Source organism: Rhizobium leguminosarum, from assembly GCF_010668065.1.
GTDB classification, from domain to species: Bacteria; Pseudomonadota; Alphaproteobacteria; order Rhizobiales; family Rhizobiaceae; genus Rhizobium; species Rhizobium leguminosarum_S.
The window spans coordinates 461931-484850 of sequence record NZ_WUEN01000005.1; the positions used below are offsets into that span (position 1 = coordinate 461931).

The 22920-nt window shown below is 60.2% G+C and carries 23 protein-coding genes and 1 tRNA gene; 12 read left to right on the forward strand and 12 right to left on the reverse strand.

Annotated features, from left to right (window positions below):
- Window positions 1-51 precede the first annotated feature (51 nt).
- Window positions 52-1980, reverse strand: coding sequence for an autotransporter assembly complex protein TamA (locus GR198_RS17450; RefSeq protein WP_029871020.1), 1929 nt, complete (start codon window positions 1978-1980; stop codon window positions 52-54).
- A 169-nt stretch (window positions 1981-2149) separates the two neighbouring features.
- Window positions 2150-2407, reverse strand: a complete 258-nt coding sequence (locus tag GR198_RS17455; RefSeq protein WP_012759223.1) for a YMGG-like glycine zipper-containing protein — start codon at window positions 2405-2407, stop codon at window positions 2150-2152.
- Between the two features lie 325 nt (window positions 2408-2732).
- Between GR198_RS17455 and hemA the strand changes: the two genes are divergently transcribed.
- From hemA to GR198_RS17490, 7 genes are all read left to right on the forward strand, one after another.
- Window positions 2733-3947 carry a 5-aminolevulinate synthase gene (gene hemA, locus GR198_RS17460; protein ID WP_029871021.1) on the forward strand — a complete coding sequence of 405 codons (1215 nt, stop codon included), beginning with the start codon at window positions 2733-2735 and terminating at the stop codon, window positions 3945-3947.
- A 359-nt stretch (window positions 3948-4306) separates the two neighbouring features.
- On the forward strand, window positions 4307-5269 hold the full coding sequence (locus GR198_RS17465; protein ID WP_029871022.1) for a LacI family DNA-binding transcriptional regulator: 963 nt from the start codon (window positions 4307-4309) through the stop codon (window positions 5267-5269).
- Between the two features lie 68 nt (window positions 5270-5337).
- On the forward strand, window positions 5338-6576 hold the full coding sequence (locus GR198_RS17470) for an ABC transporter substrate-binding protein (protein WP_003543414.1): 1239 nt from the start codon (window positions 5338-5340) through the stop codon (window positions 6574-6576).
- A gap of 75 nt (window positions 6577-6651) precedes the next feature.
- A complete protein-coding gene (locus GR198_RS17475) occupies window positions 6652-7569 on the forward strand; it encodes a carbohydrate ABC transporter permease (RefSeq protein WP_020572186.1) in 918 nt (305 codons plus the stop codon).
- A complete protein-coding gene (locus GR198_RS17480) occupies window positions 7566-8429 on the forward strand; it encodes a carbohydrate ABC transporter permease (protein ID WP_029871023.1) in 864 nt (287 codons plus the stop codon). Before GR198_RS17475 ends, GR198_RS17480 begins: the two co-directional genes overlap by 4 nt.
- Window positions 8430-8449: 20 nt before the next feature.
- Window positions 8450-10372, forward strand: a complete 1923-nt coding sequence (locus tag GR198_RS17485; protein WP_029871024.1) for a glycoside hydrolase family 127 protein — start codon at window positions 8450-8452, stop codon at window positions 10370-10372.
- A 24-nt stretch (window positions 10373-10396) separates the two neighbouring features.
- The gene (locus GR198_RS17490) at window positions 10397-11470 is read left to right on the forward strand and encodes an ABC transporter ATP-binding protein (protein WP_029871025.1); all 1074 of its coding nucleotides are present in this window, start codon (window positions 10397-10399) and stop codon (window positions 11468-11470) included.
- Between the two features lie 47 nt (window positions 11471-11517).
- Here GR198_RS17490 and dxr read toward each other — a convergent pair whose 3' ends face one another.
- Window positions 11518-12708, reverse strand: a complete 1191-nt coding sequence (gene dxr, locus GR198_RS17495; RefSeq protein ID WP_029871026.1) for a 1-deoxy-D-xylulose-5-phosphate reductoisomerase — start codon at window positions 12706-12708, stop codon at window positions 11518-11520.
- 382 nt (window positions 12709-13090) lie between these two features.
- On the opposite strand from dxr, the gene GR198_RS17500 reads away from it, so the two are divergent.
- Entirely contained in the window at window positions 13091-13741 is a 651-nt protein-coding gene (locus GR198_RS17500; protein WP_164069317.1) for a hypothetical protein, read from the forward strand.
- A gap of 61 nt (window positions 13742-13802) precedes the next feature.
- Window positions 13803-14093, forward strand: a complete 291-nt coding sequence (locus GR198_RS17505; RefSeq protein ID WP_029871028.1) for a BON domain-containing protein — start codon at window positions 13803-13805, stop codon at window positions 14091-14093.
- A 72-nt stretch (window positions 14094-14165) separates the two neighbouring features.
- Here the strand turns inward: GR198_RS17505 and GR198_RS35415 are convergent, their stop codons facing one another.
- Window positions 14166-14318, reverse strand: coding sequence for a hypothetical protein (locus tag GR198_RS35415; protein ID WP_172643797.1), 153 nt, complete (start codon window positions 14316-14318; stop codon window positions 14166-14168).
- A gap of 129 nt (window positions 14319-14447) precedes the next feature.
- Window positions 14448-14690 (reverse strand): hypothetical protein, encoded by a 243-nt coding sequence (locus GR198_RS17510; RefSeq protein WP_012759211.1) that lies wholly within the window; start codon window positions 14688-14690, stop codon window positions 14448-14450.
- A gap of 148 nt (window positions 14691-14838) precedes the next feature.
- Between GR198_RS17510 and GR198_RS17515 the strand changes: the two genes are divergently transcribed.
- Window positions 14839-15357, forward strand: a complete 519-nt coding sequence (locus tag GR198_RS17515; RefSeq protein WP_029871029.1) for a DUF2937 family protein — start codon at window positions 14839-14841, stop codon at window positions 15355-15357.
- A gap of 402 nt (window positions 15358-15759) precedes the next feature.
- Here GR198_RS17515 and GR198_RS17520 read toward each other — a convergent pair whose 3' ends face one another.
- The 7 genes from GR198_RS17520 to GR198_RS17550 all read right to left on the reverse strand — a co-directional run bounded on the left by GR198_RS17520 (window position 15760) and on the right by GR198_RS17550 (window position 20439).
- Window positions 15760-17013, reverse strand: coding sequence for a hypothetical protein (locus tag GR198_RS17520; RefSeq protein WP_164069318.1), 1254 nt, complete (start codon window positions 17011-17013; stop codon window positions 15760-15762).
- 33 nt (window positions 17014-17046) lie between these two features.
- The gene (locus GR198_RS17525) at window positions 17047-17346 is read right to left on the reverse strand and encodes a hypothetical protein (protein ID WP_029871031.1); all 300 of its coding nucleotides are present in this window, start codon (window positions 17344-17346) and stop codon (window positions 17047-17049) included.
- 334 nt (window positions 17347-17680) lie between these two features.
- A complete protein-coding gene (locus GR198_RS17530) occupies window positions 17681-17905 on the reverse strand; it encodes a hypothetical protein (protein ID WP_029871032.1) in 225 nt (74 codons plus the stop codon).
- Entirely contained in the window at window positions 17902-18618 is a 717-nt protein-coding gene (locus GR198_RS17535; RefSeq protein ID WP_029871033.1) for a hypothetical protein, read from the reverse strand. The genes GR198_RS17530 and GR198_RS17535 overlap by 4 nt, the downstream gene beginning before the upstream one ends.
- Entirely contained in the window at window positions 18615-18908 is a 294-nt protein-coding gene (locus tag GR198_RS17540; protein ID WP_164069319.1) for a hypothetical protein, read from the reverse strand. Before GR198_RS17540 ends, GR198_RS17535 begins: the two co-directional genes overlap by 4 nt.
- Window positions 18909-19144: 236 nt before the next feature.
- Window positions 19145-19221, reverse strand: a tRNA-Arg gene (locus GR198_RS17545).
- A 54-nt stretch (window positions 19222-19275) separates the two neighbouring features.
- Entirely contained in the window at window positions 19276-20439 is a 1164-nt protein-coding gene (locus GR198_RS17550; protein WP_029871067.1) for a M20 aminoacylase family protein, read from the reverse strand.
- A gap of 157 nt (window positions 20440-20596) precedes the next feature.
- On the opposite strand from GR198_RS17550, the gene GR198_RS17555 reads away from it, so the two are divergent.
- A complete protein-coding gene (locus GR198_RS17555; protein ID WP_028743980.1) occupies window positions 20597-21730 on the forward strand; it encodes a D-alanyl-D-alanine carboxypeptidase family protein in 1134 nt (377 codons plus the stop codon).
- A gap of 19 nt (window positions 21731-21749) precedes the next feature.
- Entirely contained in the window at window positions 21750-22901 is a 1152-nt protein-coding gene (locus tag GR198_RS17560; protein WP_029871068.1) for a CobW family GTP-binding protein, read from the forward strand.
- Window positions 22902-22920: the final 19 nt, after the last annotated feature.

The following is a 22920-nucleotide window of genomic DNA, read 5'->3' on the forward strand; positions in this document are numbered from 1 at the left end:
CCGTTTTCATGACGGCCCACAGATCGGAAAACACGAGCGGAATCGGCAATCCTAGAAGGATTGGCCGATGCCGGCGTAGATTCCGTAATCTGTGCCATCTTCGTACTTGTTCAGCGGCATGGCAAAATCAAGCCGCAGCGGGCCGAAAGGCGTTGCATATCGTATTCCGGCGCCGGCGCCGGCGCGAATATCGGAAAAACCCGGAAAGGTGCTGTCCGATACGGTGCCGACATCGATGAAGGGCACGATGCCGATCGTATCGGTGATCTTGATGCGGGCCTCCAGCGAACCGGTCACATAGGAGCGGCCGCCGGTGGGATCGCCATTGTCGTTATAGGGCGAGATTTCCTGATAGCTGTATCCGCGCACGGAGCCGCCGCCGCCGGCAAAGAAGCGCTGCGTGGCGGGAATGTCCCCAATGCTGTCGCCGCCGATCAGGACGCCGGCTGCAACCTTGCCGGCAAGCACCACGCCGTCTTCCTGGCCGAACGGCAGATAGCCGGAGATCGAGCCCTCGAATGCTGCATAGGGCGTGGCGTTGAAGATCTCGTAGCCGGGCTTTGCCGAAAGCGTCGCGCGATAACCCTCTGTCGGGTTGAATTTGTCGTCGCGTGCGTCGCGATCATATTGGATCGGCAAGGTGACGGTCAGATAGTCGTTCGTGCCGAAGGCGTCGTCGTCGCGCTCCCAGCTGACTTCGCCGCTCGCCGAGATCGTGTCCTGGTCGGTCAGCTCGTAGGAAAGGCCGAGCGAGGCGGTGACGAGCGTCGCGTTATAGGCATCCGGATTTTCGGTCTTGGCGACGATGCCGGCCTTCAGAGTGGCGGCAGGGAAGAAGGCGCCGGGCTTGGTGAAGAGGATGCCGGCGGAATAGTCGAGGCTGCCGACATCCGTCGTTTCGCCAAGCCTGGAGACCGCTCCCTCGATCCTCAGCGTTTCGGCTTCGCCAAAAAGGTTGCGGTGGCCCCAATAGCCCTGAACACCGAAGCCGTCGGTGGTGGAATATTGCGCGCCGACGCCGAAGTAGCGTCTCTTGCCTTCGGAAACTTCGATCGTCATCGGCAAGGTGCCGTCCGATGCCAATGCATCTCCTTGGTGAATGGTGACGCTCGAAAAGACGCCGAGGGCGCGAAGCCGCTCGCCGGCTTTCTTCAGCGTTTCCGGGGAATAGGCTTCGCCTTTGGTCAGCCGGGAATAACGCTGGATGAAAGCTGGCTTGACGGTCTTCTCGCCGGTGACGCCGACATCGCCGATCGGAGCGATGGGGCCTCCCTCGGCAGCAAGGACGATATCGACGGTATCGCTGTTGTGATCGGCGACCACCTTGCGTTCGGTCAACTTGGCGAAGGGCCGGCCTTCGCTCTTCAATTGTTCGACGATCTTGTCGCCGGCCCTGATGATCGCGAGCGAGCCGGCTTGCGCACCGGGGGCGAGATCGTAATCGGCGGGATTATGGTTTGCGGCATCGCCGCCGAACTGGACCTCCCTGACCTTGAAAACGGGGCCGGGAGCAATGGCGACGGTGACGGGGATCGGCCCGGACCGGTCGAATGTCGGATTGGGCGGCAGGTCGTCGATATTCTTGCCGTCGATGGTGATCGTCACCAGGCCGCCATAACGGGCCTTTTCATACAGAGTGGCGATCAGCCGCTCCCGGTCGTCGCGCGCCTTGACGACGACGCCGAGATCGCCGGAAACCGGCAGCTTCTGGTCGCTGACGAGACGGGAACTGTTTTCCAGCGCTTCTTTCAGGTCGGGATCGGCGGTATCGGCTTTGAGGTCGACCTGGTAGCGCACCGGATCGGGCACCTGTTCGCCTTCGTCTTCCTCTTTGCCGAAAATGGTGATGCCGAAAAGCTTGAAGGCGTAAGCGTCGCCGATCAGCACCGGTGAGAACGCAGCCGCCGCTGCGACCACCATCATGGTGCCTGTTCGCCGATACGCAGTACCTGTTTTCGGGCCTGTCCCTCTGATCCGCATCCGCCGCTTTTGGTTGTGTCTACATTGAAGCTTCGTTGCCCAGCCATGAATAGCTTAGCGGCAAAATCGCGCGAGGTGTACCATTTTAAATTGCCAACGCGCTAATTTAGCACAAAAAATCCCGGACCTGTGTCCGGGATTTCCTGGATTTACCGATTTCCAAGTGCTCTCAGCGCGGGCAACTATCGATGTAGCGGCGGCCGTAGCGGTCGCGATAGTAGCACTGGCCGGGCTGTTCGGCGACGCTGCCGATGAGGGCACCGGACACGCCGCCGATAGCGGCGCCGACTGCCGCGCCACGGACGTTGCCGGTGACGACGCCGCCGATGACGGCACCGGATGCAGCACCGATGCCGGCGCCCTGCTGCGTCGGCGTGCAGCTTGCGATCGACAGGCCGATCAATGCGAGTATGACAACTTTCTTCATCTTTTTTCTCCTGGGTTGCCGCCTCAATGGGCGGGGACCGTCCCTTCTGTTTTTTTTAGGCTAGCCCGAAAACTATGTCGGAAGAAAGGGTTGTCCACTGCTGTCCTGATTTTTTTCGATACAGGATGTTGTCGCCAGCTGCACGGTTTCGCGAATTTCCATTATGCTTGCCACATCAATTTCATTGATCGCGGCTCGCATATTCTTTATCTGGAATCATTCAAAACTCTGCGCCTTTTGCCGCAGTTGATGTTAAAGCAAGGGGCAAGGGTTGACGCGCGAACGTCCGGTCAGCAAGAACGGTCGCGTGATACTGGAGCATATGATGGATTTCGAAGCGTACTTTAAAAGCGAGCTGGACGGGCTTCACACCGAGGGCCGTTACCGCGTTTTTGCCGATCTCGAACGTCACCGCGGCAATTTTCCGCGCGCGACGCGCCATACGGCCGATGGCGCAAAAGAAGTTACCGTCTGGTGCTCCAACGACTATCTCGGCATGGGCCAGCATCCCAAGGTGATCGAGGCGATGAAGAACGCCATCGACCACTGTGGCGCGGGTGCGGGAGGCACCCGGAATATTTCTGGCACCAACCATCACCACGTCGTGCTCGAACGTGAGCTTGCCGATCTGCACGGCAAGGAAGCGGCACTGATCTTCACATCAGGCTATGTTTCCAACTGGGCGGCACTCGGCACGCTCGGTGCGAAGATTCCCGGGCTCGTAATCTTCTCTGACGCTATGAACCATGCCTCGATGATCGAGGGTATTCGCCACGCCAAGTGCGAAAAGGTGATCTGGAAGCATAATGACGTGGCCGATCTCGAAGCCAAGCTCGCTGCCGCCGATCCGAAGGCGCCGAAGCTGATCGCCTTCGAGAGCGTCTATTCGATGGACGGCGATATCGCCCCGATCAAGGAGATCTGCGACCTCGCCGACAAATATGGCGCGATGACCTATCTCGACGAAGTGCATGCCGTCGGCATGTACGGCCCGCGCGGCGGCGGCATTGCCGAGCGCGAAGGGCTGATGGACCGTCTGACCGTGATCGAGGGCACGCTCGGCAAGGCCTTCGGCGTCATGGGCGGCTATATCGCCGCGTCGACGGCGCTTTGCGATTTCATCCGCTCATTTGCGTCGGGCTTCATCTTCACCACGGCGTTGCCGCCGTCGCTTGCCGCCGGCGCCGTTGCCTCGATCCAGCACCTGAAGGTCAGCCAGTTCGAGCGCGCCCGCCATCAGGATCGCGTCCGCAAGCTGAGAGCGCTGCTCGACCAACGCGGCATTCCGCATATGCCCAATCCGAGCCATATCGTGCCGGTGCTGGTCGGCGATGCGGCCAAGTGCAAGTGGATCTCCGATCTGCTGCTCGACAATTGCGGCGTCTACGTCCAGCCGATCAACTATCCGACAGTGCCGAAGAAGACCGAGCGCCTGCGCATCACCCCGACGCCGCTGCATTCCGACGCCGATATCGCCCATCTGGTCGAGGCGCTGCATTCGCTCTGGTCGCGTTGCGCGCTCGCAAGGCACGTCGCCTGATTTTTCGATGATCGCTCGGTTCGAACCGTAGTACAGGGCCTTCACTGGAGGCTCTGACAGCGATCGGTCTTGCTCCCGCAAGACGCTGCAACAAACCTCCCTTGCCCGTCCAGCATCATCCGCTTTGCGCTTGGTCTTAGCACCTATGACACATGCAATCGGCCTGACCGATGCGCATGGATTTTTCCGCGTGCTTGCCTCCTCCCGTAAGCGGCCCTGCCGATCCGAGCCTTGGGTCACGTGAGAAAACCTTTTCTCACTTGACATAAGGATTGGTAAAAGCTTTTCTCAGATCACTTCAGAAGGAGGACGTTCTGAACATATCGGGAGGAAAAAGAGGCAGGATCACCATCCACGAGGTGGCGGCGGCTGCCGCGGTGAGCATCTCGACGGCGTCGAAAGCTCTCAATGATACCGGCCGGATGGGGTCGGAAACACGCGAACGGGTGAAACGGATCGCCGCCGAGATCGGATACCGGCCGAATGCGCTGGCGAGAGGTCTTCTCAGCAAGCGCAGCTTCACCATCGGGCTGCTGACGAACGACACTTACGGCCGGTTCACGCTGCCTGTTATGGCGGGCATCTCGGACGCACTCGTCGATCACGGCGTTTCGGTCTTCCTGTGCGCCATCGAAGACGATCCGGCGCTCGCCCAGATCCATGTCGACGCAATGCTGGACAAGCAGGTCGACGGCATTATCGCGACGGGAAAACGCCTGGATAGACGCCTGCCTGTCGATCTGTCGAATTTGCATGTGCCTGTCGTCTACGCATTCACGGAGGGAACGCAGAACAGTGTCACCTTCCGTTCGGACGACGAACAGGGTGCGCGGCTGGCGGTGGAATGGCTCGTGAAGATCGGACGGCGGCGGATTGCGCACATCACCGGGCCGGAGGACTTCTTCTCGGTGCGGGAGCGTGCCGGCGCCTATCACGAGGTGGCCGGTCACCGCGAGCCGGTGCTCTACGGCGTCTGGTCGGAAAGCTGGGGGCATGAGGCGGTTGAGCAGCTTTGGAAGAGGTCGGGAGAAAAACCGGATGCACTCTTCTGCGGCAATGACCAGATCGCCCGCGGTGCGGTGGACGCGTTGCGCGAGCGCGGCGTCAAGGTGCCGCAGGATGTCTCGGTCATCGGCTTCGACAATTGGGAGATTGTCGCGGCCCAGACGCGGCCGCCGCTGACGACGGTGGACATGGAACTGAAGGAGCTCGGGCGGCAAGCCGGATTGACGGTGCTTGCGCTTGCGGAAGGACGGCCTGTCGAGCCGGGAGTGAGGAAATTGCCGTGCCGGCTGATCGTCCGGCAGTCATGCGGGGGATAAAGCCCCGGGGATGAGAACAAGAGAATGAGCAAAGGCGCGAGGAGATGCGCCATATTGGGAGGAGTGTCATGATCAAGCGTCTTTTGGCGGCGACCAGCATCGCTACCTTATGTCTGGTGTCGGCCGCGTCGGCTGCCGAAAATGTCGAAATGTGGGTTCGCTCGGGGATCGGCGACGCCTTCAAGAAGGTCGTCGAAGCCTATAATTCCGGTCACGAAAACAAGGTCGTGATGACCGAGGTGCCGTTCTCCGAACTCGTGCAGAAATATGCGACGGCAATCGCCGGCGGACAGGCGCCGGACGCCCTGTCGATGGATCTGATCTATAATCCAGCCTTTGCCGCGGCCGGTCAGCTCGAAGATCTGACGGACTGGGCAAAATCCCTGCCCTATTTCAACTCTCTTTCGCCATCGCATGTTCGCCTCGGCACCTATCAGGACCGGATCTACGGACTGCCGCTGTCGGTCGAGACCTCCGTCTTTGCCTGGAACAAGGATCTCTACAAGAAGGCCGGGCTCGACCCGGAAAAGGCACCTGTAAATTGGGACGAAATCACCGCCAATGCCGAGAAGATCCGGGCGCTGGGTGACGATACCTACGGCTTTTATTTCTCCGGCGGCGGCTGCGGCGGCTGCATGATCTTCACCTTCACGCCGCTGGTCTGGGGTGCGGGCGCCGATATCCTGTCGGCCGACAGCAAGACGGCGACGCTCGATACGCCGCAGATGCGCAAGGCCGTCGATATCTACCGCAACATGATCAAGAAGGACCTGGTGCCGGCGGGAGCCGCCAGCGACAACGGCGCCAACTTCCTGACCTTCACCAACGGCAAGATCGGCCAGCAGAGCCTTGGCGCCTTTGCCATCGGCACGCTGGTAACCGAGCATCCCGATATCAACTTCGGCGTGACGCTCATTCCCGGCGTTGACGGGAAGCCTTCGTCCTTTGCCGGCGGCGACAACTTCGTCATCACCAAGGGCACGAAGAAGATCGACGCGGTGAAGGAGTTCCTCGAATATGTGTATTCGATGGACGGCCAGAAGATCATGGCGAAGTATGGCAGCCTGCCGACGCGCGGCGATATCGCCGACAAGGTGCTTGAGGGCCTCGATCCACGCATGCAAGTCGGCCTGAAGGCGATCGGCGTGGCCAAGACACCCTATACGCTGCAGTTCAACGACCTGATCAACAGCGCCAACGGGCCATGGGCAAGCTTCACCAACGCCGCGATCTTCGGCGACGACGTCGACGGCGCGTTTTCGAGTGCGCAATCGGAAATGCAATCGATCATCGATAGCGGCCAGTAAACTCTCCCTCGGCCGCGGCCGGGGAGCGGTGGCAGCTTCCCGGCCAATTTCACTCGACAGATGCGGAGCGTTTTGATGACCGGTTCCGGTTCAGAGATTCTATTGCCTCGGCGCAGGCGACGGCGCCGATCGAACTGGCGCGGCCTCGTCTACATCGCGCCGGCCATGGCGCTGGTCATCGTCTTCTTCATCATGCCGGTTCTCTTCACTGGATGGATGAGCCTGCATAACTGGCCGCTGATGGGGGCGTCCCGCTGGATCGGTTTCAACAATTATTTCCGCATGGCCAACGATACCCGTTTCATGACGGCGCTGAATTTCACGGCCTATTACACCGTGATCGTCACCATCGCGATCTTCGCGATCGCCTTTCCGCTGGCAATCTTCGTCGAAAAGGAACGGCAGTTCGTCGGCGCCTATCGCACGATCATCTTCCTGCCCGTCGTGGTCGGTCTTGCCACCGCCTCGCTGCTGTGGGTCTGGCTCGCCAATGTCGATAGCGGCTTCATCGGCCCGGCCTTGAGAGGGCTCGGCCTCGTCGAAAAGAGCCCCAATCTTCTTGCAACCTTCGACACCGCCTTTCTGACGATCGTGGTGATGGTCGTCTGGAAGATCGCCGGCTTCACCATGATCATTCTTTTGACCGGGCTTCAGGCCATTCCGTCCGAGCTGACGGAGGCCGCCCGCATCGACGGCGCCGGCCGCTGGCAGCGTTTCCGGCATCTGACGCTGCCGCTGATGCGCAAGACGATCGCGCTGGCGCTGATCGTCTCCGTTACCGGTTCGATCCTTGCCTTCGACCAGTTCTACATCATGACGTCAGGCGGACCGCAGAACAAGATGATCTCGGTGGTCTACTACATCTTCAATCAGTCCTTCGTGTCGTTCAATCTCGGTTATGGCGCAGCACTCTCGATCGTGCTTCTCGCCATCCTGGTGGCGATCAGCATCGTGCAGCTCTGGCTGCTTCGCGTCGGGGAGGAGCGCCCATGACCACGTCAAGGGAACGCCGCGCGCGCAAGGCCATCCGGACGAAGTCGGCCTATCATCTGACCGGCATCGCCATCTCGATCTTCTTTCTCGCCCCCTTCGTGATCGCGCTGTTGTCGTCCTTCCGGCACGGCACGGAGGCCAGCCTGCCGCCGCTGCCGCCATGGCCGACCTCCGGCGTCAGCATCGATTCCTACGCGCTGCTCGATACGTTCGGCGCCGGCATCTGGCAGCACTTGATCAATTCACTGTTCGTTTCGGTCGCCACCGTGGTTCTGACTGTCGCCGTCAGCCTGCTCGCCGGTTACGGCTTCTCGCGCTATCGGTTCCCGCTGAAGAATGCGCTTTTCGTGCTGATCATTGCGACGTTGATGATCCCGTTCCAATCGATCCTGACGCCGCTCTTCATCATCCTTGCAAAGCTCGGCCTCAACAATTCGCTGCTTGGGCTGACGCTCGTCTACGTGACGCTGCAGCTGCCCTTCTCGGTGTTCATGATGCGCAACGCTTTCGACGCGGTGCCGAAGGAGATCGAAGAGGCCGCGCGCATCGACGGCGCGCGCGACCTCAGGCTCTTGGTCCGGGTTCTTCTGCCGCTGGTGCTTCCCGGTGTCGCGACGGTCGCGATCTTTGCCTTCCTCAATGCCTGGAACGAGTTTCTCGCAGCACTCGTGCTGCTCTCCAGCAATGAGAAATACACCCTGCCGGTGCTGATGACGGCGGTTCGCGCCGGACGGCTCGGCGCCATCAATTGGGGAGCGGTGCAGGCCGGTGTCGTCGTCATGACGATCCCCTGCCTGATCGTCTTCCTGCTCCTGCAACGCTACTACATGCGCGGGCTGATGGCCGGCGCGGTGAAATGATCTTAGAGAAAGTGGAACCCATGAACAAACCAAGCAATGACCGCCAGTTTCGTCCCGTCGCCGTTCCCGATGTGGAGCTGGGCGGCTTCTGGGGCAAATGGCAGGACGCCGTCTGCAATTCCACTGCCGAGACCCTGCTCGACCGCTGCGTCGAGGCCGGCATGCTCAAGGCGATCGATGTCGACCAGCCGAGCCCGGGGGTCGTCATTCCCATTCAGCCATGGGGCGGGACGACGCAGATGTTCTGGGATTCCGACCTCGGCAAGTCGATCGAAACGATCGCCTATTCGCTCTATCGCCGGCCGAACCCGAAGCTCGAAGCGCGCGCCGACGAGATCATCGACATGTATGAGAAGCTGCAAGATGAGGACGGTTATCTGAACGCCTGGTTCCAGCGCGTCGAGCCGAACCGCCGCTGGACCAATCTGCGCGACCATCACGAACTCTATTGCGCCGGCCATCTGATGGAAGCCGCGGTCGCTTATTATCAGGCGACCGGCAAACGTAAACTGCTCGACATCATGTGCCGCTATGCCGATTACATGATCAAGATTTTCGGCCATGGCGAAGGCCAGATATCAGGCTATTGCGGCCATGAGGAAGTTGAGCTGGCGCTGGTCAAGCTCGCTCGCGTGACCGGCGAGAAGAAATATCTCGACCTGTCGAAATACTTCATCGACGAACGCGGCACCGAACCGCATTTCTTCACCGCCGAGGCAAGCCGCGATGGGCGCGATGTCTCCGAATACCACCAGAAGACCTATGAATATGCGCAGGCGCACCAGCCGGTGCGCGCGCAGACAAAGGTCGTCGGCCACGCCGTGCGCGCCATGTATCTCTATTCGGGCATGGCCGACATCGCCACCGAATACAAGGACGATAGCCTGACGGCAGCGCTGGAAACGCTCTGGGACGATCTGACGACCAAGCAGATGTATATCACCGGCGGCATCGGGCCGGCGGCCTCCAACGAAGGCTTTACCGATTACTTCGATCTGCCGAACGATACCGCTTATGCGGAAACCTGCGCCTCGGTCGGCCTGGTGTTCTGGGCAAGCCGCATGCTCGGCCGCGGTCCGGATCGGCGCTATGCCGACATCATGGAGCAGGCGCTTTACAATGGGGCGCTGCCGGGGCTTTCGACCGACGGCAAGACATTCTTCTATGACAATCCACTCGAAAGTGCCGGCAAGCACCACCGGTGGAAATGGCACCATTGCCCCTGCTGCCCGCCCAACATCGCCCGGCTGGTGACCTCGATCGGCTCCTACATGTACGCCGTTTCGGATAATGAGATCGCCGTCCACCTCTATGGTGAGAGCACCGCGCGGCTGAAGCTTGCCAACGGCGCCGAGGTGGAACTCGAGCAGACCACCAACTATCCGTGGGAAGGGGCGGTCGCCTTTACCACCAGGCTGGAAAAACCGGCGAAGTTTGCGCTGTCGCTGCGCATTCCGGACTGGGCCGAAGGCGCGACCCTCAGCGTCAATGGAGAGATGCTCGATCTCAACGCCACTATGCACGACGGATATGCCAGGATCGATCGTGAGTGGGCCGCGGGCGATCGTGTCGCCCTCTACCTGCCGCTGGCGCTTCGGCCGCAATATGCCAACCCGAAGGTGCGCCAGGATGCCGGGCGCGTCGCATTGATGCGCGGCCCGCTGGTCTATTGCGTCGAAACCACGGACAATGGCGAAGACCTCAACGCCATCGTCCTGCCCCGCGAGCTCTCCACAGCCGAAACCGTCGTGCTGAAGGATCTCAATGATGCCGTCGCCCTCGATCTCAAGGTCGAGCGCGAGGAAACATCGAACTGGGGGACACCGCTCTACCGCAAGGCGCCGGCCGAAAGGCAGGTCGCCACCGCGCGTTTCGTGCCCTATCATCTCTGGGACAACCGCGCGCCCGGAGAGATGCTCGTCTGGGTCCAGTCGGACAGATAGGTCTTTTTGGGGATGACCAACGGTATGGGTAACAAGAGCGTCGTGCTCCAGGACGTGCGAAAAAGCTATGGCAATCTGCAGGTGGTCCACGGGATCGATCTGACGATCGCGGAGGGTGAATTCGTCGTCTTCGTCGGCCCTTCCGGCTGCGGAAAATCGACGCTTCTTCGCATGATCGCTGGCCTGGAAGACGTGACCGACGGGGAGGTCGAGATCAAGGGACGTGTTGTCACCGATCTCGATCCATCCGAGCGCGGCATCGCCATGGTCTTCCAGTCCTACGCGCTCTATCCGCATATGAGCGTGCGCGACAATCTGGCCTTCGGCTTGAAGATGGCGCGCACGAATGCCGCGGAGATAGAGACGCGCGTCAAGGCCGCCTCCGCAATCCTGAAGATCGACCATCTTCTCGACCGGCGGCCGGGACAGCTTTCCGGCGGCCAGCGGCAGCGTGTGGCGATCGGCCGGGCGATCGTGCGCAAGCCCGATGTCTTCCTGTTCGACGAACCGCTGTCCAATCTCGATGCGGAACTGCGCGTTTCGATGCGCATCGAGATCGCCCGCCTCCACCGCGAACTCGGCAACACGATGATCTATGTCACGCACGACCAGACGGAGGCGATGACGCTCGCCGACAAGATTGTCGTGCTGCGCGACGGCCGCGTCGAACAGGCGGGAACGCCACGGGAAATCTACGAAAATCCCTCGAATACCTTTGTGGCGGGGTTCATCGGCTCACCCCGAATGAACCTTTTGAATGCCCGCTGGGGTGAGGGCGGCCTGGTCGAAGTCGCCGGCCGGCAGATCGAAAGCGGCCTGCCGCCGGCAGACAGGCCGGTTGGTGCCGCAGTGACGCTCGGGCTGCGGCCGGAGCATCTGAAGGTGGCCTCCGATCTATCAGGCAGCCTGACGGCCAAGGTCGATTTTTCGGAATATCTCGGGGGAACGCAATATCTCTATTGCCAGCTTGCCGATGGCCAGTCACTCACCGTCGAGCATCGGTCACCGATCAGTATCGCGGCGGGCGAGCAGGTGAGCCTGCTGTTTGAACCGTCGGATTGCCGGTTGTTCGACGAGGGTGGGAACCGGTTGCGCTAATCGCGGCCGTCAGGATCACAGGCAGGCGACCACTCGGCGTCTGAACTTCACTCGGCTATCGCAAGTGTCATGAGCTCTGCCGCCCTTTGCCGGGCTTCCCTGTCGGCGGCGAAGACATCGTCCATGCCGGAGGCCGGCGGCAGGCCGGCCAGATCGTCCATGACCCTCTCGGTGACCTCGGCCATGGCGAGGAAGGAGAGCTGCCCTTCGATGAAGGCTTCGAGCGCCACTTCCTTGGCGCCGTTCAGCACCGCGCCCTGAACGCCACCGCGCGTCATCGCCAGGCGTGCAAGCCGAAGCGCCGGAAACCGCACCTCATCCGGTGCCTCGAAATCCAGCCTGGCGAGCTTGGCGAAATCCAGCCGCTCGACCGGCAGGTTCGGCCGGCGCGGAAAGGACAGGGCATAACCGATGGCGGTGCGCATATCGGGCGCGCCGAGCTGTGCCAGCACCGATCCGTCGGTATAGCCGACCATGGAGTGGATGATCGATTGCGGATGGAAGATGACCTCGATCTGTTCGGGTCTGAGGCCGAAAAGGTGCCGGGCTTCGATCATCTCCAGCGCCTTGTTGAACATCGAGGCGCTGTCGATCGAGATCTTCAATCCCATCGACCAGTTCGGGTGGGCGCGCGCGGTTTCCACCGTCACATCCGCCATGTCACGCAGCGATGCGGTGCGGAAGGGGCCACCCGACGCCGTCAGGATGACCCGCTCGACGGCGTGGCGCTGGTTCTCTTCCAGCACCTGGAAAATCGCGTTGTGCTCGCTGTCGACCGGAAGCAGCTTGCCGCCGCCCGCCCGGATCGCTGCGATGAACAGGTCGCCGGCCGATACCAGGCATTCCTTGTTGGCAAGGGCGATATCGGCGCCGCGGCGGGCAGCGGCAAGGGTCGGCGCCAGGCCAGCAGTGCCGACGATTGCCGCCATCACCCAGTCGGCTTCTCGGTCAGCGGCTTCCATCAGCCCGGATTTTCCCGAAGCGACGGCGATGCCGGTGCCGGAAAGTGCGCTCTTCAGTGATTCGTAATGCCGGTCGTTTGCCGTCACCGCCAGCCGCGCGCCGGATGATTTCGCCTGCCGGGCCAGCAATTCGACATTGCCGCTGCCTGTTAGCACGGAGATTTCGAAGTTCTCCCGTCCGCCCAGATGATCGACGACATTGAGTGTATTCTGGCCGATCGAACCCGTCGAACCGAAGATGCTGAGGCGCCGCGGCGCGCTTTTGCCGGTCATCATGTGGAATTTCGCGAAAATTTCTCTCGTAGGCTCAGGCTCTACTAGGCTTTGGAGGGGGCGGCAAGTGTGCGGTGCAGCAGATTTCAACCCCTGAGGGGTTTACAGAGCAGCGGCCGAATGTGATCCTAATAACAATCCTTGCGGGGATTGAGGTTCCGCTGCGGCCAGCCGTGGTCGCATGGGCAATTCGGGACGCTGTGGCGTCCATTGAAGAACAGGCACGCGGTGCCACCGGTCTTCCGGCCAAAATTACATAGAGGATGAAACCGGGATGGGCGACTTGGCCGCAATCCCCCATCGCGTTCGCTGAGAGCGCTTTCATAGGTGCTGTCGCGTCGGTTTCGGCGCTGGAGCTCCGCGTCAGGTTAAACGATCGGATTTCATGACGATATTCAAAACAGCATGCATCCTTTTCGCCATCCTGCCCTCGCTCACAGCCGCAGCGAAGGCAGACGACCTGCTGATCTGGTCGCCGGCCAAGCTTTCGGACCGGTCCTACAAGGCGACGATGGGTTTCCGCCTGCCAGCGGAATGGGAGACCAGCGCCGGCGCCGACATCGCGCTTGCCTCGACCAAAGGCGGGGCGCTGCTGCCGGATTCCGAACAGGCAATGCTTTGGGGCAGGATCAGCAGAACGAGCGTTACCCCGGCAGGCCGGTCACAGCAGGGTGCCAGCGTCAGCGTCGATACGCTGCGCGGCAGCGGCGCGCTGACCCTCAGCCGCTCGCGCAGCTGGATCCTCTCCGATTCGCTCGACATGCAATCGAGCCGGTCCATCAGCGTGCAATATGACGCGGTCGAGGCCCGGCAGGCTTCGGTGACGGCATCGCAGGCGCTGAGGCTGATTCATCCCTGGACGGGAACCGCGCTTTCGGCAGGGACAGGCGTCAGCAATGCCAGCGGCGACTTCTCGAGCACGGTGGGGGTGAGCCAGACCATTCTGCCGAACCTCAATCTCGATGCCTCGGTCAGCAATCCATTTTCAGGGGGTGAGGCGGGCAGCGTCAATCTCCGCTATCGCGTCAACTGGTAGCGGCGCTGAACCAAACTCCGCCGATCAGCGTTTCCTACGAGGTTTCACGGAGGAACGGATCATGGTTTTCAAGGAACAGACATTTCACGGGCTCGAACCCGAGATGGAAATAGAGATCGCCAATCGCGCAACGGTCGAGTCAGCCGTTGCCAATGCGCTGGCGATTGCCGGCGGAATCGATGCGTCGGATGTCGAGGTGACGATGGAAAACGACCAGATCGTGCTGAGCGGCACCGTTGGCACGGTGGGCGAAATCGAACGGGCAACCGCGGTCGCCAAGGCGGTCGAGGGCGTGCATGCGGTCCAGAACCGGATCCTGCTTGGCGGATCCTCGCTCGACGGCACGCATTAACCAATGGCGGGCCGCTCCGAGCCCGGACCCTGCCGGGTGAGGACTATTTCCACATCGTCGCCGATAAGCCGATCAACCGGCGAAGCGTTCGACGAGGAAGGACGAGCCGGCCAGACGATCCGTTTTCTGCGAGGCGACTGACCCCTGCGGCTGATAGGCGATGGCAAGCAGCACGGCGCTGACGGCGACATAGGCGATTGCCAAAAGAGTCATCTTGATACGCATGATGAATACTCCTGTTTCGCGATAAACGCGGCTGATATGGCGAAGTTCCTCATCGGCGAGTCAGGGCGAGATCAAATGAGAAGCCCGGCCGGGGGGAAGATCAGCCGGGCTTTTCCTGCATGGATTGCCTTATCGGCAGATTCGGGTTTCCTTGACGACCGTATGGCCGTGACGGCGGATTTTTTCCGTCTTGGTGAAGCAGTCCTGGGAGACGTGGCGCGGCCTCATGTGATGGCGGTAATAGGGCCGTTCGGCATGACGGTAAGTGGGACGCGCGTCATCGGTGGTGATTGTCACACTTGCCGCCTGGGACGGCATTGCGGAAAAGATGGACGCAGCAGCGAGTGTGCAGGCAAGGATAATCTGTTTCATGACGAGCCTCTCTTTCTGAGTTGGTCACGGGCATCAACTCGCTGGAAGTACCGTCGGTTCAATCACATAGGGTTACCGATTGTGTCGACGGCAGAAACCTTTGACGCGCCGGATCGTTAGCGCTGGGGGATAGCCGGAGGCATAGATCATGGGACCGATTGCAAGGATCATCACCATCGTCGCCGGGCTTGTCGGCGGCACGGTGTTTTCGCAGGCGCCGGAATTTGCGCAGCAATACCGCCAGAGGATCGGCGGGGCGATCGACGAATTGCGCGTCATCGTCGAGGATTTCAATACCCAGGCCGCCGAGCACCATCTCGATCGCCAGCAGGCGCTGAGCGCCTATGCGCAATCATCCGACGATTTCCTGCGCGACCGTGGCGTCTCGATGCAGAGCACGATCACGCGCTACGAAACGCTGCTGTCGCAGCAGCTCCACCTCGGCACCGCCGCACCCGTCGCCAAGCCGTTCGTTCTGCTGAGGAATGCCGATGATGTCGTTTTCGCCAATACCTGGCGCGACTTCGTGCCCGGCGTCCCCGTCAGCTTTGCGGGTCTCGTCTGGGGCGCGATCGGTTTTGTCGGAGGTTGGGTCGTGGCGGCGTTGCTGGGATTGGGTGCACGACGGGCTGTGAGGATGGGACGGGTCCATGGTCAGATACCTTGATAGCAGTGGAAGGGTAGCGCAAGCCGCTCGCTGTTTTTCAAGGAGCTGGTTCCGATGGACCCAACAGTTATAATCACCGTTGCGGCCACCCTTCACCCCCTTTTTGAAAGACGTGGGTTCATCTTACATCGTTCAGCGGCGTGTCCGAAAACGTCGATTAGAAGGGCTGGCCCGAGAGCCCACGTGTTGGGAGTGACGATGTTGCGGAGAAAAAGAGGATACTTCAACAGCAGCTTATGCCATGCGCCAGAAGATGGATGGTTGGCGTCTGCAACATCGTTGGTCGGCGTTTCCAAGTCTCTGAGAACCTGAGCTGCTTAGCGCGCTCAAGTATTTGCGTGCGCCTGCAATGGTCTGCCCGGCAGGCGTCTCAAGAAGCTTTCGTCGATCGATATCATTCAGCTATCCAAAAGGCACAAGGCCATCCTCCCCCACAGCGAAGTATCCATAGCTGGAATCCCAGCGCCGGCCTTCTTCCTTGGGCACAGGAGCGACGATGACGTCGAAGCCGAAGTGACGACGGTCGGCTTTTGACGCCAGGTGCGCAAGCAACAAATCGACACTCGTAACGGCATTCTCAAGGAAGCCCTCCATGAAATGGTCGATATGCACCATGGGCACTGGGGACTGCGGATGAATAACCTCAATCGTGGGGGCCATGACTTCGGCGTCAGGAGTCACCGAGAAATCTGTGACGATAAGTTTCTGCGTCCTTTTCTCGTGCTCTATACAGTGTCGGATGTCTCTTACGTCCCGAGCGAATTCCCCTAGCGCAGCTGAAAACGCAGTGAACCCATCTTCAGCCCCATAGGTTTCTGCGACGTTTTTGGCGAATCCTTCAAAGAAGCGCTCTTCGGGAAACTGAGGATAAAACGCCGGCCAAATACGATAAAGTCGCTGAATTGAGTGCTCGATTTTCTGATGAAAACTGCGAACTCGGTTTTCGAGGCCAGAAATGGCCGGCAAGCTCAAAACACCATTTGAACTTTTCCTTCCGGGCGCGATAGCTGCCGTTAAGTCTCTCTCATAGTCCCGCGCTATTTCCTGCGCGGCCACGAGGTTTGAAGCAAGGAGCAACACCTGATCCAGGAGGGCATTCAAAACAGCGTCCGGGCAATTGATCTGCTTTTTGTCGAAAAGAACCTTTGCCGTCAGTACCGTCCTAATGAAAAGCTCGTCTTGCGCTCCAGCCTTCATAAAGAGCTGATTAACGTGGGGGATTTTCGCGTTCTTTCGTTGAGGATCAATGCTGTCGGCTGTTTTGACCACATAGGTGGCCTTCTCCTTTATCACGTACAACGCGCTTCCGACCGGTAGCAACTCGATCACTCCCCCCTCGTCTTCCGTCCCCACGGTCATCATTATTGCGCCGTCGCGCCATTGTGCCCGATCCTCATTTATTGGCATGCGGCCACCTCCTACAGAAAGCCATCGCCATCGATCTTTGAAACGATCACCTCGTCGAACATAGGTCTCGACCGTCCGCGGATCGCGATGCCTGGTCACTTCCATGATGCGCGAGATGCTTGCCCGGTTCTCAGCCGCCGAAGGCACGAAGCCAGGGCGCAACGAGTGCCCTGACAGCTTCTCGACATCCAGGCCCGAGCGGGTCGCGAGAGCCCTGTCTAGCTCGTCTTGTTCTAGGTCATGCGACATGAGCACTTCCAAAACGTTCCTATCCTCCTAAGGTTAGCTGATGCCGGGGATCCGCAGGGTCATGAGCTGCAGCATGACGCTAAGGCCTGTAATGATGACGGTGATCGCAACCGCAACGGCGGAGATCTTTGTCCACTTCGCGGTTTCCACAGTTGCAGCCGCGGCGAGCACCTGAGCGTTTGCCGCCTCAATTTGAGAAGCAGCAGCATCTCGATCGAGAGCATAGTGTCTTCGTCTTATCTCGATGTCTCGGCTATAAGCTTGCATCGAACCTGGCTGCTCTTCGATGCCAGTGAAAAGCTGATTCTCGGTCCTCTCCGACCAACTCGGCATTGATGCCTCCTTTGCTAGTTGCATGAGCAGCAGGACACACAACGCTGAGTCGGGGAATAGAGCGTGCTATCGGAGCGCGAGGAATCGGACGCTAATCCGCAACTTGTGCACATTTGTTCGACTTCTCCACAGGCCGAGAAGCGAACGCATATCTCGGCGATCACTCTCTATCGATTTCAGGGGAATGGTCGCTGCCTCGTGACCTGCTTTCGCAGTCCTTGGGCGTACGTCCGAAACGTCGCGACCTGAACATAAGATAACATAGACAGGTTCCCCTGAAACAAGATCGAGAGCAGCCAGAGCCCAGGCTGTCCCATCGACGTCTTCGTCATGCCTACGGCAAACCATTCAGCGCGGCGCGGGCGAAGTAGTGCAGCGCGAGACTAATAACGATTGCAATTACAGTAATCGCCAGTGCGCTACCCCAGTCCGGAGTTGCTTGATTGATCAGTCGGAGACCTGCCGTTATTCCGCCAATTAGCATGACCCCAACGGCAATTCCGTTTCGGTAACTGGCCGTAAGCTTGATCTTCTCCCGCTGTCGTTCGGAAAGGTTCATGCGGTTGATTCCTCCGCGTCGTTGTCATCCAGAAGAACGTTCGTGGACGCCGGCCAGGGTGCCTTTGAGCCCAACTTGTGAAAGGTGATCAGGTTTGCGGTTGGCCTTCGGAACCGTTTGGAACTCGAATATTTCTGATCAACGAAGAAGGCGAATTGCGTGAGGTGGTCCTTGTTGAAAATCGTGCAGTACGTGATTTGGCCTGAGATCAGCAGCACCTGGTTTCCCCCCGGCAGGCCCGAGTAGGTTTTTGTTTGCTCATCGCCTTCGAGGATGCTGATGGGAATTTCGTCTCCTGCCCCCAGCGCAGACCAGATCTTGAAATCATCATTTCGGAAGGTGATTGAAGCGCTGACCGTTCCGTGGCGCACTATCTTGGCAGTTGCGCTGACTGCGAACTGGGTCGCAGGTGTCAATCCGCTGTTCTTGAGATAGAGCAGGACGTTTCCATATTGACCGAACTGAGCCTTAGTCGCGTGAACGTAAGCTTGGTTCTGCATCTCGCTCATTTCGCGGTTAAGCGTATTTGCCTTACGCGCCAGCCGTAGTGACATGAATGCAAATCCGATCGCCGCGCTGCTTACAGCCACGCCCACGAAAGAGGCGATCGCCGCCCATTTAGCCCAGAACGCCATTTGGAGTTGGGCATGAAGCTCCAGGATGTCCTTTGCTGAGTTCAATGCAGTAAAAAAATCCTCCAGCGCCCCCGTCATTTTGCCCCCGTCCAACTAAGGTAAAGGTCCAGACCTTCGATTACGGCTGTCGAGACCGTCGCGATTGAAACTGCCACTGCGAGCACTCGCTCCGGCGTGGCCAACCGAGTTGCGAGCTGCAGGCGCTTCCCATCCCAGTAAAGGTTGTTTTTCTCATCTATGCCAAGAAGCGAAACGCCATTCAGCGAAACGGGATGCACATCGGAAGGCCAGTCTTCCGGCACTTTGGTCCGCGCGAATTTGGTTCGCCTGATCTCGTCCCAATCAACCTGCTGAACGTCAGCATCCATCGCGAATCCTCCAAGAGTTGATGAAGCGTGGCAGAGTGCTCGCGTAGAGACAACGCAGGGTGCTTGTGGATAGTGTGGGTTACGTTCAATTCCACATCCAACAGCGCGTGTCGCGCGGCATGTTGCACGGATTAGCTGTGCCCTCAGGGGGGACACCGGGAAATGCCGGGAATCCCAATGCAACACGAGTGCGATACGGAGATGGTCAACTTCTTGTTCTAAGTGATTGAAAAAAATGGTGATCCCGGCGCGATTCGAACGCGCGACCCCCAGATTAGGAATCTGGTGCTCTATCCTGCTGAGCTACGGGACCACTTGAGTGCCATGCATACAAAAGGCTTGGCGGGAAGCCAAGCCTTAATTGTTGCTAGAGACCGAGGCGCTGTTCGGCGAGGCGGACCCAATAGGAGATGCCGTGGGCGATGGCTTCGTCGTTGAAGTCGTAGGCGGGATTGTGCAGGCCGGCGCTGTCGCCGTTGCCGATGAAGATGAAGGCGCCGGGGCGGGCGTTCAGCATGTAGGAGAAATCCTCGCCGCCCATCATCGGATCGATCTCGGCGTTGACGTTCGCCTCGCCGGCGATGGCGCTGGCGGTGGCGACCGCATGCTCGGTCTCATCCGGGTGGTTGACGGTGACGGGATAGTTGCGGTGGAAGCTGATGTCGGCCTCGGCGCCGTGGGCTGCGACCAGGCCCTCGATGATCTGCCGGAACCGCGTCTCGGCGAGCGTGCGCACCTCGGGGTCGAGGGTACGGACCGTACCGGCGAAGGTCGCATCGTTCGGAATGACGTTATGGGCGAAGCCGGCATTGAACTTGGTCACCGAGACGACGACCGAGCGCAGCGGATCGGCGCTGCGCGAGGCGATCATCTGCAGATTGGCGATGATCTGGGCGCCGATGGCGATCGGGTCGATCGTCTTATGCGGCTGGGCGGCGTGGCCGCCGCGGCCCTTGACGGTGACGGTGAATTCGTCGGTCGCCGCCATGATGGCGCCCTTGCGGGTGGCGAACTGGCCGACCGGGAGGCCCGGCAGGTTGTGCATGCCGTAGACCTCTTCGATAGCGAAGCGCTCCATCATGCCGTCCTTGACCATCAGATTGCCGCCGCCGCCGCCTTCTTCGGCGGGCTGGAAGATGACGGCGACATTGCCGTTGAAGTTGCGGGTCTCGGCCAGGTATTTCGCAGCACCGAGCAGCATGGCGGTGTGGCCGTCATGGCCGCAGGCATGCATCTTGCCCGGCGTCTTCGAAGCCCAGGGTTTGCCGGTGATCTCCGTGAGTGGCAGAGCGTCCATGTCGGCGCGCAGGCCGACTGTGCGGCGGCCTTCGCCCTTGCCCTTGATCAGGCCGACGACACCGGTTCGGCCGATGCCGGTGACGATCTCGTCGACGCCGAATTCCTTGAGTTTTTCGGCGACGAAGGCGGCCGTATTTTCCACCGCGAAGAGGAGTTCGGGCCGGGCGTGGATGTGGCGGCGCCATTCGGCGACCTCGTCCTGCAACTCCGCGGCTCTGTTCAAAATCGGCATATCGGCGTTCCTGTTATGAAATCTCGACAATCTTTCATCGCATCACAAGGGTGTGAGGCTGTGGAAATTACTTAGTCAATGACCTTTGCCATGTCATAGCCATATAGGCTAAATAGGGGAAGATTTCGAGATTTTCCTGATATCTGAAGGACGAACCGTGTCGACGAGCCACTTCCGTTTGTTTGCTGCCTTGCGGCCGCTTTCTTTCGTGTCAGCGGCGACGGCCGTTTTTCTGGCCTCCGTTCCGCTGGCCCAGGCCAATCCGCACATTCTCGTCGATGTACAGACCGGCCGCGTGCTCGAGCATGAAGAAGCCTTCCGCAAATGGTATCCGGCCTCGCTGACCAAGCTGATGACCGTCTATACCGTGTTCGACGCGATCCGCGCCGGTCAGATCAGCCTCGATACGCCCGTCGTCATCAGCAAACGTGCCGCCGCGCAGCCGGCCGCCAAGATGTATTTCAAGCCGGGCCAGAAACTGACGCTCGACAGCGCATTGAAGATCCTGCTGGTCAAATCGGCCAATGACGTGGCGGTCGCGGTCGCCGAAGCCATCGGCGGCACGCAGGAAGGCTTCGTGACGCGGATGAACGGCGAGGCGCTGAAGCTCGGCATGACGGATTCGCACTTCGTCAATCCGAACGGCCTGCCCGGCAAGGGCCAGTATACGACGGCGCGCGACCTCGCAGTGCTGACGGTGGCGCTGCGCCGCGATTTTCCGCAATATGCCGGTTATTTCTCGCTGGAAGGTTTCACCAACGGCCAGCAGAACGTGCCGAACCTCAACATGCTGATCGGCCGTTTCGCCGGCGCGGACGGCATGAAGACCGGCTTCATCTGTGCCTCGGGCTTCAACCAGATCGGTTCGGCGACGCGCAACGGCCGCACGCTGGTCTCCGTCGTGCTCGGCACCGACAGCCTTGCAGCCCGCGCCGATGCGACGGCAAACCTTTTGCAGAAGGGCTTCACCACCCAGCCTGCCAGCAACGACACGCTGGGTTCGCTGAGACCCTACGGGTCGGGACAAGACCAGGTGACCGACATCAGTGCCGATATCTGCAGCGCTAAGGGCGCCAAGGTGCGTAGCGAAACGCGCGACGAGGTCGGCCGCATGAAGGTGCTGTCACCCTATATCCAGCCGATGGATCACGATCCGCAATTCGTCTTTGCCGGCCTCATTCCGGGCCAGGATCCGCAGCCAGCCGCGCAGCCGGAAAAAATGGCGCGGGGCGATACGGCGGGAGCGATCGCCAATGTGCCGGTGCCGATGCCGCGCCCGACATCCTTTTAAGCTTTTAAGGTAAAATGACATGAGCGCGCTCAACGACAGGATTCCGGTCACCATCCTGACCGGCTTTCTCGGCGCCGGCAAATCGACGCTGCTCAACCGCATCCTCAAAGATCCTGTCATGAAGGATGCGGCCGTCATCATCAACGAATTCGGCGATGTCGGCATCGATCATCTCCTGGTCGAAAGTTCCGGCGATTCGATCATCGAGCTGTCCGATGGCTGCCTCTGCTGCACCGTGCGCGGCGAGCTTGTCGATACGCTGGCGAACCTGATGGACGCCGTGCAGACGGGCCGCGTCAAACCGGTCAAGCGCGTCGTCATCGAGACGACCGGCCTTGCCGATCCTTCACCGGTCATGCAGGCGATCATGGGAAATCCCGTCATCGCCACGAATTTCGAGCTCGATGGCGTCGTCACCGTCGTTGACGCGGTGAATGGGCTGCAGACGCTCGACAATCACGAGGAAGCGCGCAAGCAGGCGGCGGTCGCCGACCGGCTGATCGTCTCGAAAAAGACGATGGCCGAGGCAATGGAGGGGTTGGAAAAGCGGCTGCGGGCGCTCAATCCGCGTGCTGTGATGATGGATGCCGACAGCGCCGAGGCCGGCAGTGCCGCGGTGCTGGTCAACGGGCTCTACGATCCGGCGACGAAGATTGCCGATGTCGGCCGCTGGCTGCAGGATGAGGATGCGCACGAGGCGCATCACGATCACGATCATGATGGCGATCACCACGGTCACCACCATCATGATCATCATGGCCACGCGGATCAGGATCCGCACGACGTCAATCGTCACGATGCCTCGATCCGCTCTTTCTCGATCATCGAGGAAAAGCCGATCGATCCGATGGCGCTCGAGATGTTCATCGATCTCCTGCGTTCGGCCCATGGCGAGAAGCTGTTGAGGATGAAGGCGATCGTGTCCGTCTCCGACCGGCCGGATCGGCCGCTGGTGCTGCATGGGGTGCAGAGCATCTTCCATCCGCCGGTGCGGCTTCCTGCCTGGCCGGGGGAAGACCGGCGCACGCGCATGGTGCTGATCACCCGGGATCTGCCGGAAGCCTTCGTGAAGGATCTCTTCGATGCCTTCCTCGGCAATCCGCGCATCGATATGCCCGATCGTGCGGCGCTGTCGGACAATCCGCTCGCCATTCCCGGCATGCGGATTTAAACCGTTGATGTTTGTTGTT

What these genes read in the sequence shown, in the direction of transcription:
- GR198_RS17490 (WP_029871025.1), top strand. Translation starts at nt 10,397, where the DNA reads ATGGGTAACAAGAGCGTCGTGCTCCAGGACGTGCGAAAAAGCTATGGC.
- GR198_RS35415 (WP_172643797.1), bottom strand. Translation starts at nt 14,318, where the DNA reads ATGCGTATCAAGATGACTCTTTTGGCAATCGCCTATGTCGCCGTCAGC.
- GR198_RS17500 (WP_164069317.1), top strand. Translation starts at nt 13,091, where the DNA reads ATGACGATATTCAAAACAGCATGCATCCTTTTCGCCATCCTGCCCTCG.
- GR198_RS17535 (WP_029871033.1), bottom strand. Translation starts at nt 18,618, where the DNA reads ATGACGGGGGCGCTGGAGGATTTTTTTACTGCATTGAACTCAGCAAAG.
- GR198_RS17480 (WP_029871023.1), top strand. Translation starts at nt 7,566, where the DNA reads ATGACCACGTCAAGGGAACGCCGCGCGCGCAAGGCCATCCGGACGAAG.
- GR198_RS17455 (WP_012759223.1), bottom strand. Translation starts at nt 2,407, where the DNA reads ATGAAGAAAGTTGTCATACTCGCATTGATCGGCCTGTCGATCGCAAGC.
- GR198_RS17540 (WP_164069319.1), bottom strand. Translation starts at nt 18,908, where the DNA reads ATGGATGCTGACGTTCAGCAGGTTGATTGGGACGAGATCAGGCGAACC.
- GR198_RS17510 (WP_012759211.1), bottom strand. Translation starts at nt 14,690, where the DNA reads ATGAAACAGATTATCCTTGCCTGCACACTCGCTGCTGCGTCCATCTTT.
- GR198_RS17520 (WP_164069318.1), bottom strand. Translation starts at nt 17,013, where the DNA reads ATGTCGCATGACCTAGAACAAGACGAGCTAGACAGGGCTCTCGCGACC.
- hemA (WP_029871021.1), top strand. Translation starts at nt 2,733, where the DNA reads ATGGATTTCGAAGCGTACTTTAAAAGCGAGCTGGACGGGCTTCACACC.
- GR198_RS17530 (WP_029871032.1), bottom strand. Translation starts at nt 17,905, where the DNA reads ATGAACCTTTCCGAACGACAGCGGGAGAAGATCAAGCTTACGGCCAGT.
- GR198_RS17505 (WP_029871028.1), top strand. Translation starts at nt 13,803, where the DNA reads ATGGTTTTCAAGGAACAGACATTTCACGGGCTCGAACCCGAGATGGAA.
- GR198_RS17515 (WP_029871029.1), top strand. Translation starts at nt 14,839, where the DNA reads ATGGGACCGATTGCAAGGATCATCACCATCGTCGCCGGGCTTGTCGGC.
- GR198_RS17450 (WP_029871020.1), bottom strand. Translation starts at nt 1,980, where the DNA reads ATGCGGATCAGAGGGACAGGCCCGAAAACAGGTACTGCGTATCGGCGA.
- dxr (WP_029871026.1), bottom strand. Translation starts at nt 12,708, where the DNA reads ATGATGACCGGCAAAAGCGCGCCGCGGCGCCTCAGCATCTTCGGTTCG.
- GR198_RS17470 (WP_003543414.1), top strand. Translation starts at nt 5,338, where the DNA reads ATGATCAAGCGTCTTTTGGCGGCGACCAGCATCGCTACCTTATGTCTG.
- GR198_RS17525 (WP_029871031.1), bottom strand. Translation starts at nt 17,346, where the DNA reads ATGCCGAGTTGGTCGGAGAGGACCGAGAATCAGCTTTTCACTGGCATC.
- GR198_RS17475 (WP_020572186.1), top strand. Translation starts at nt 6,652, where the DNA reads ATGACCGGTTCCGGTTCAGAGATTCTATTGCCTCGGCGCAGGCGACGG.
- GR198_RS17560 (WP_029871068.1), top strand. Translation starts at nt 21,750, where the DNA reads ATGAGCGCGCTCAACGACAGGATTCCGGTCACCATCCTGACCGGCTTT.
- GR198_RS17485 (WP_029871024.1), top strand. Translation starts at nt 8,450, where the DNA reads ATGAACAAACCAAGCAATGACCGCCAGTTTCGTCCCGTCGCCGTTCCC.
- GR198_RS17550 (WP_029871067.1), bottom strand. Translation starts at nt 20,439, where the DNA reads ATGCCGATTTTGAACAGAGCCGCGGAGTTGCAGGACGAGGTCGCCGAA.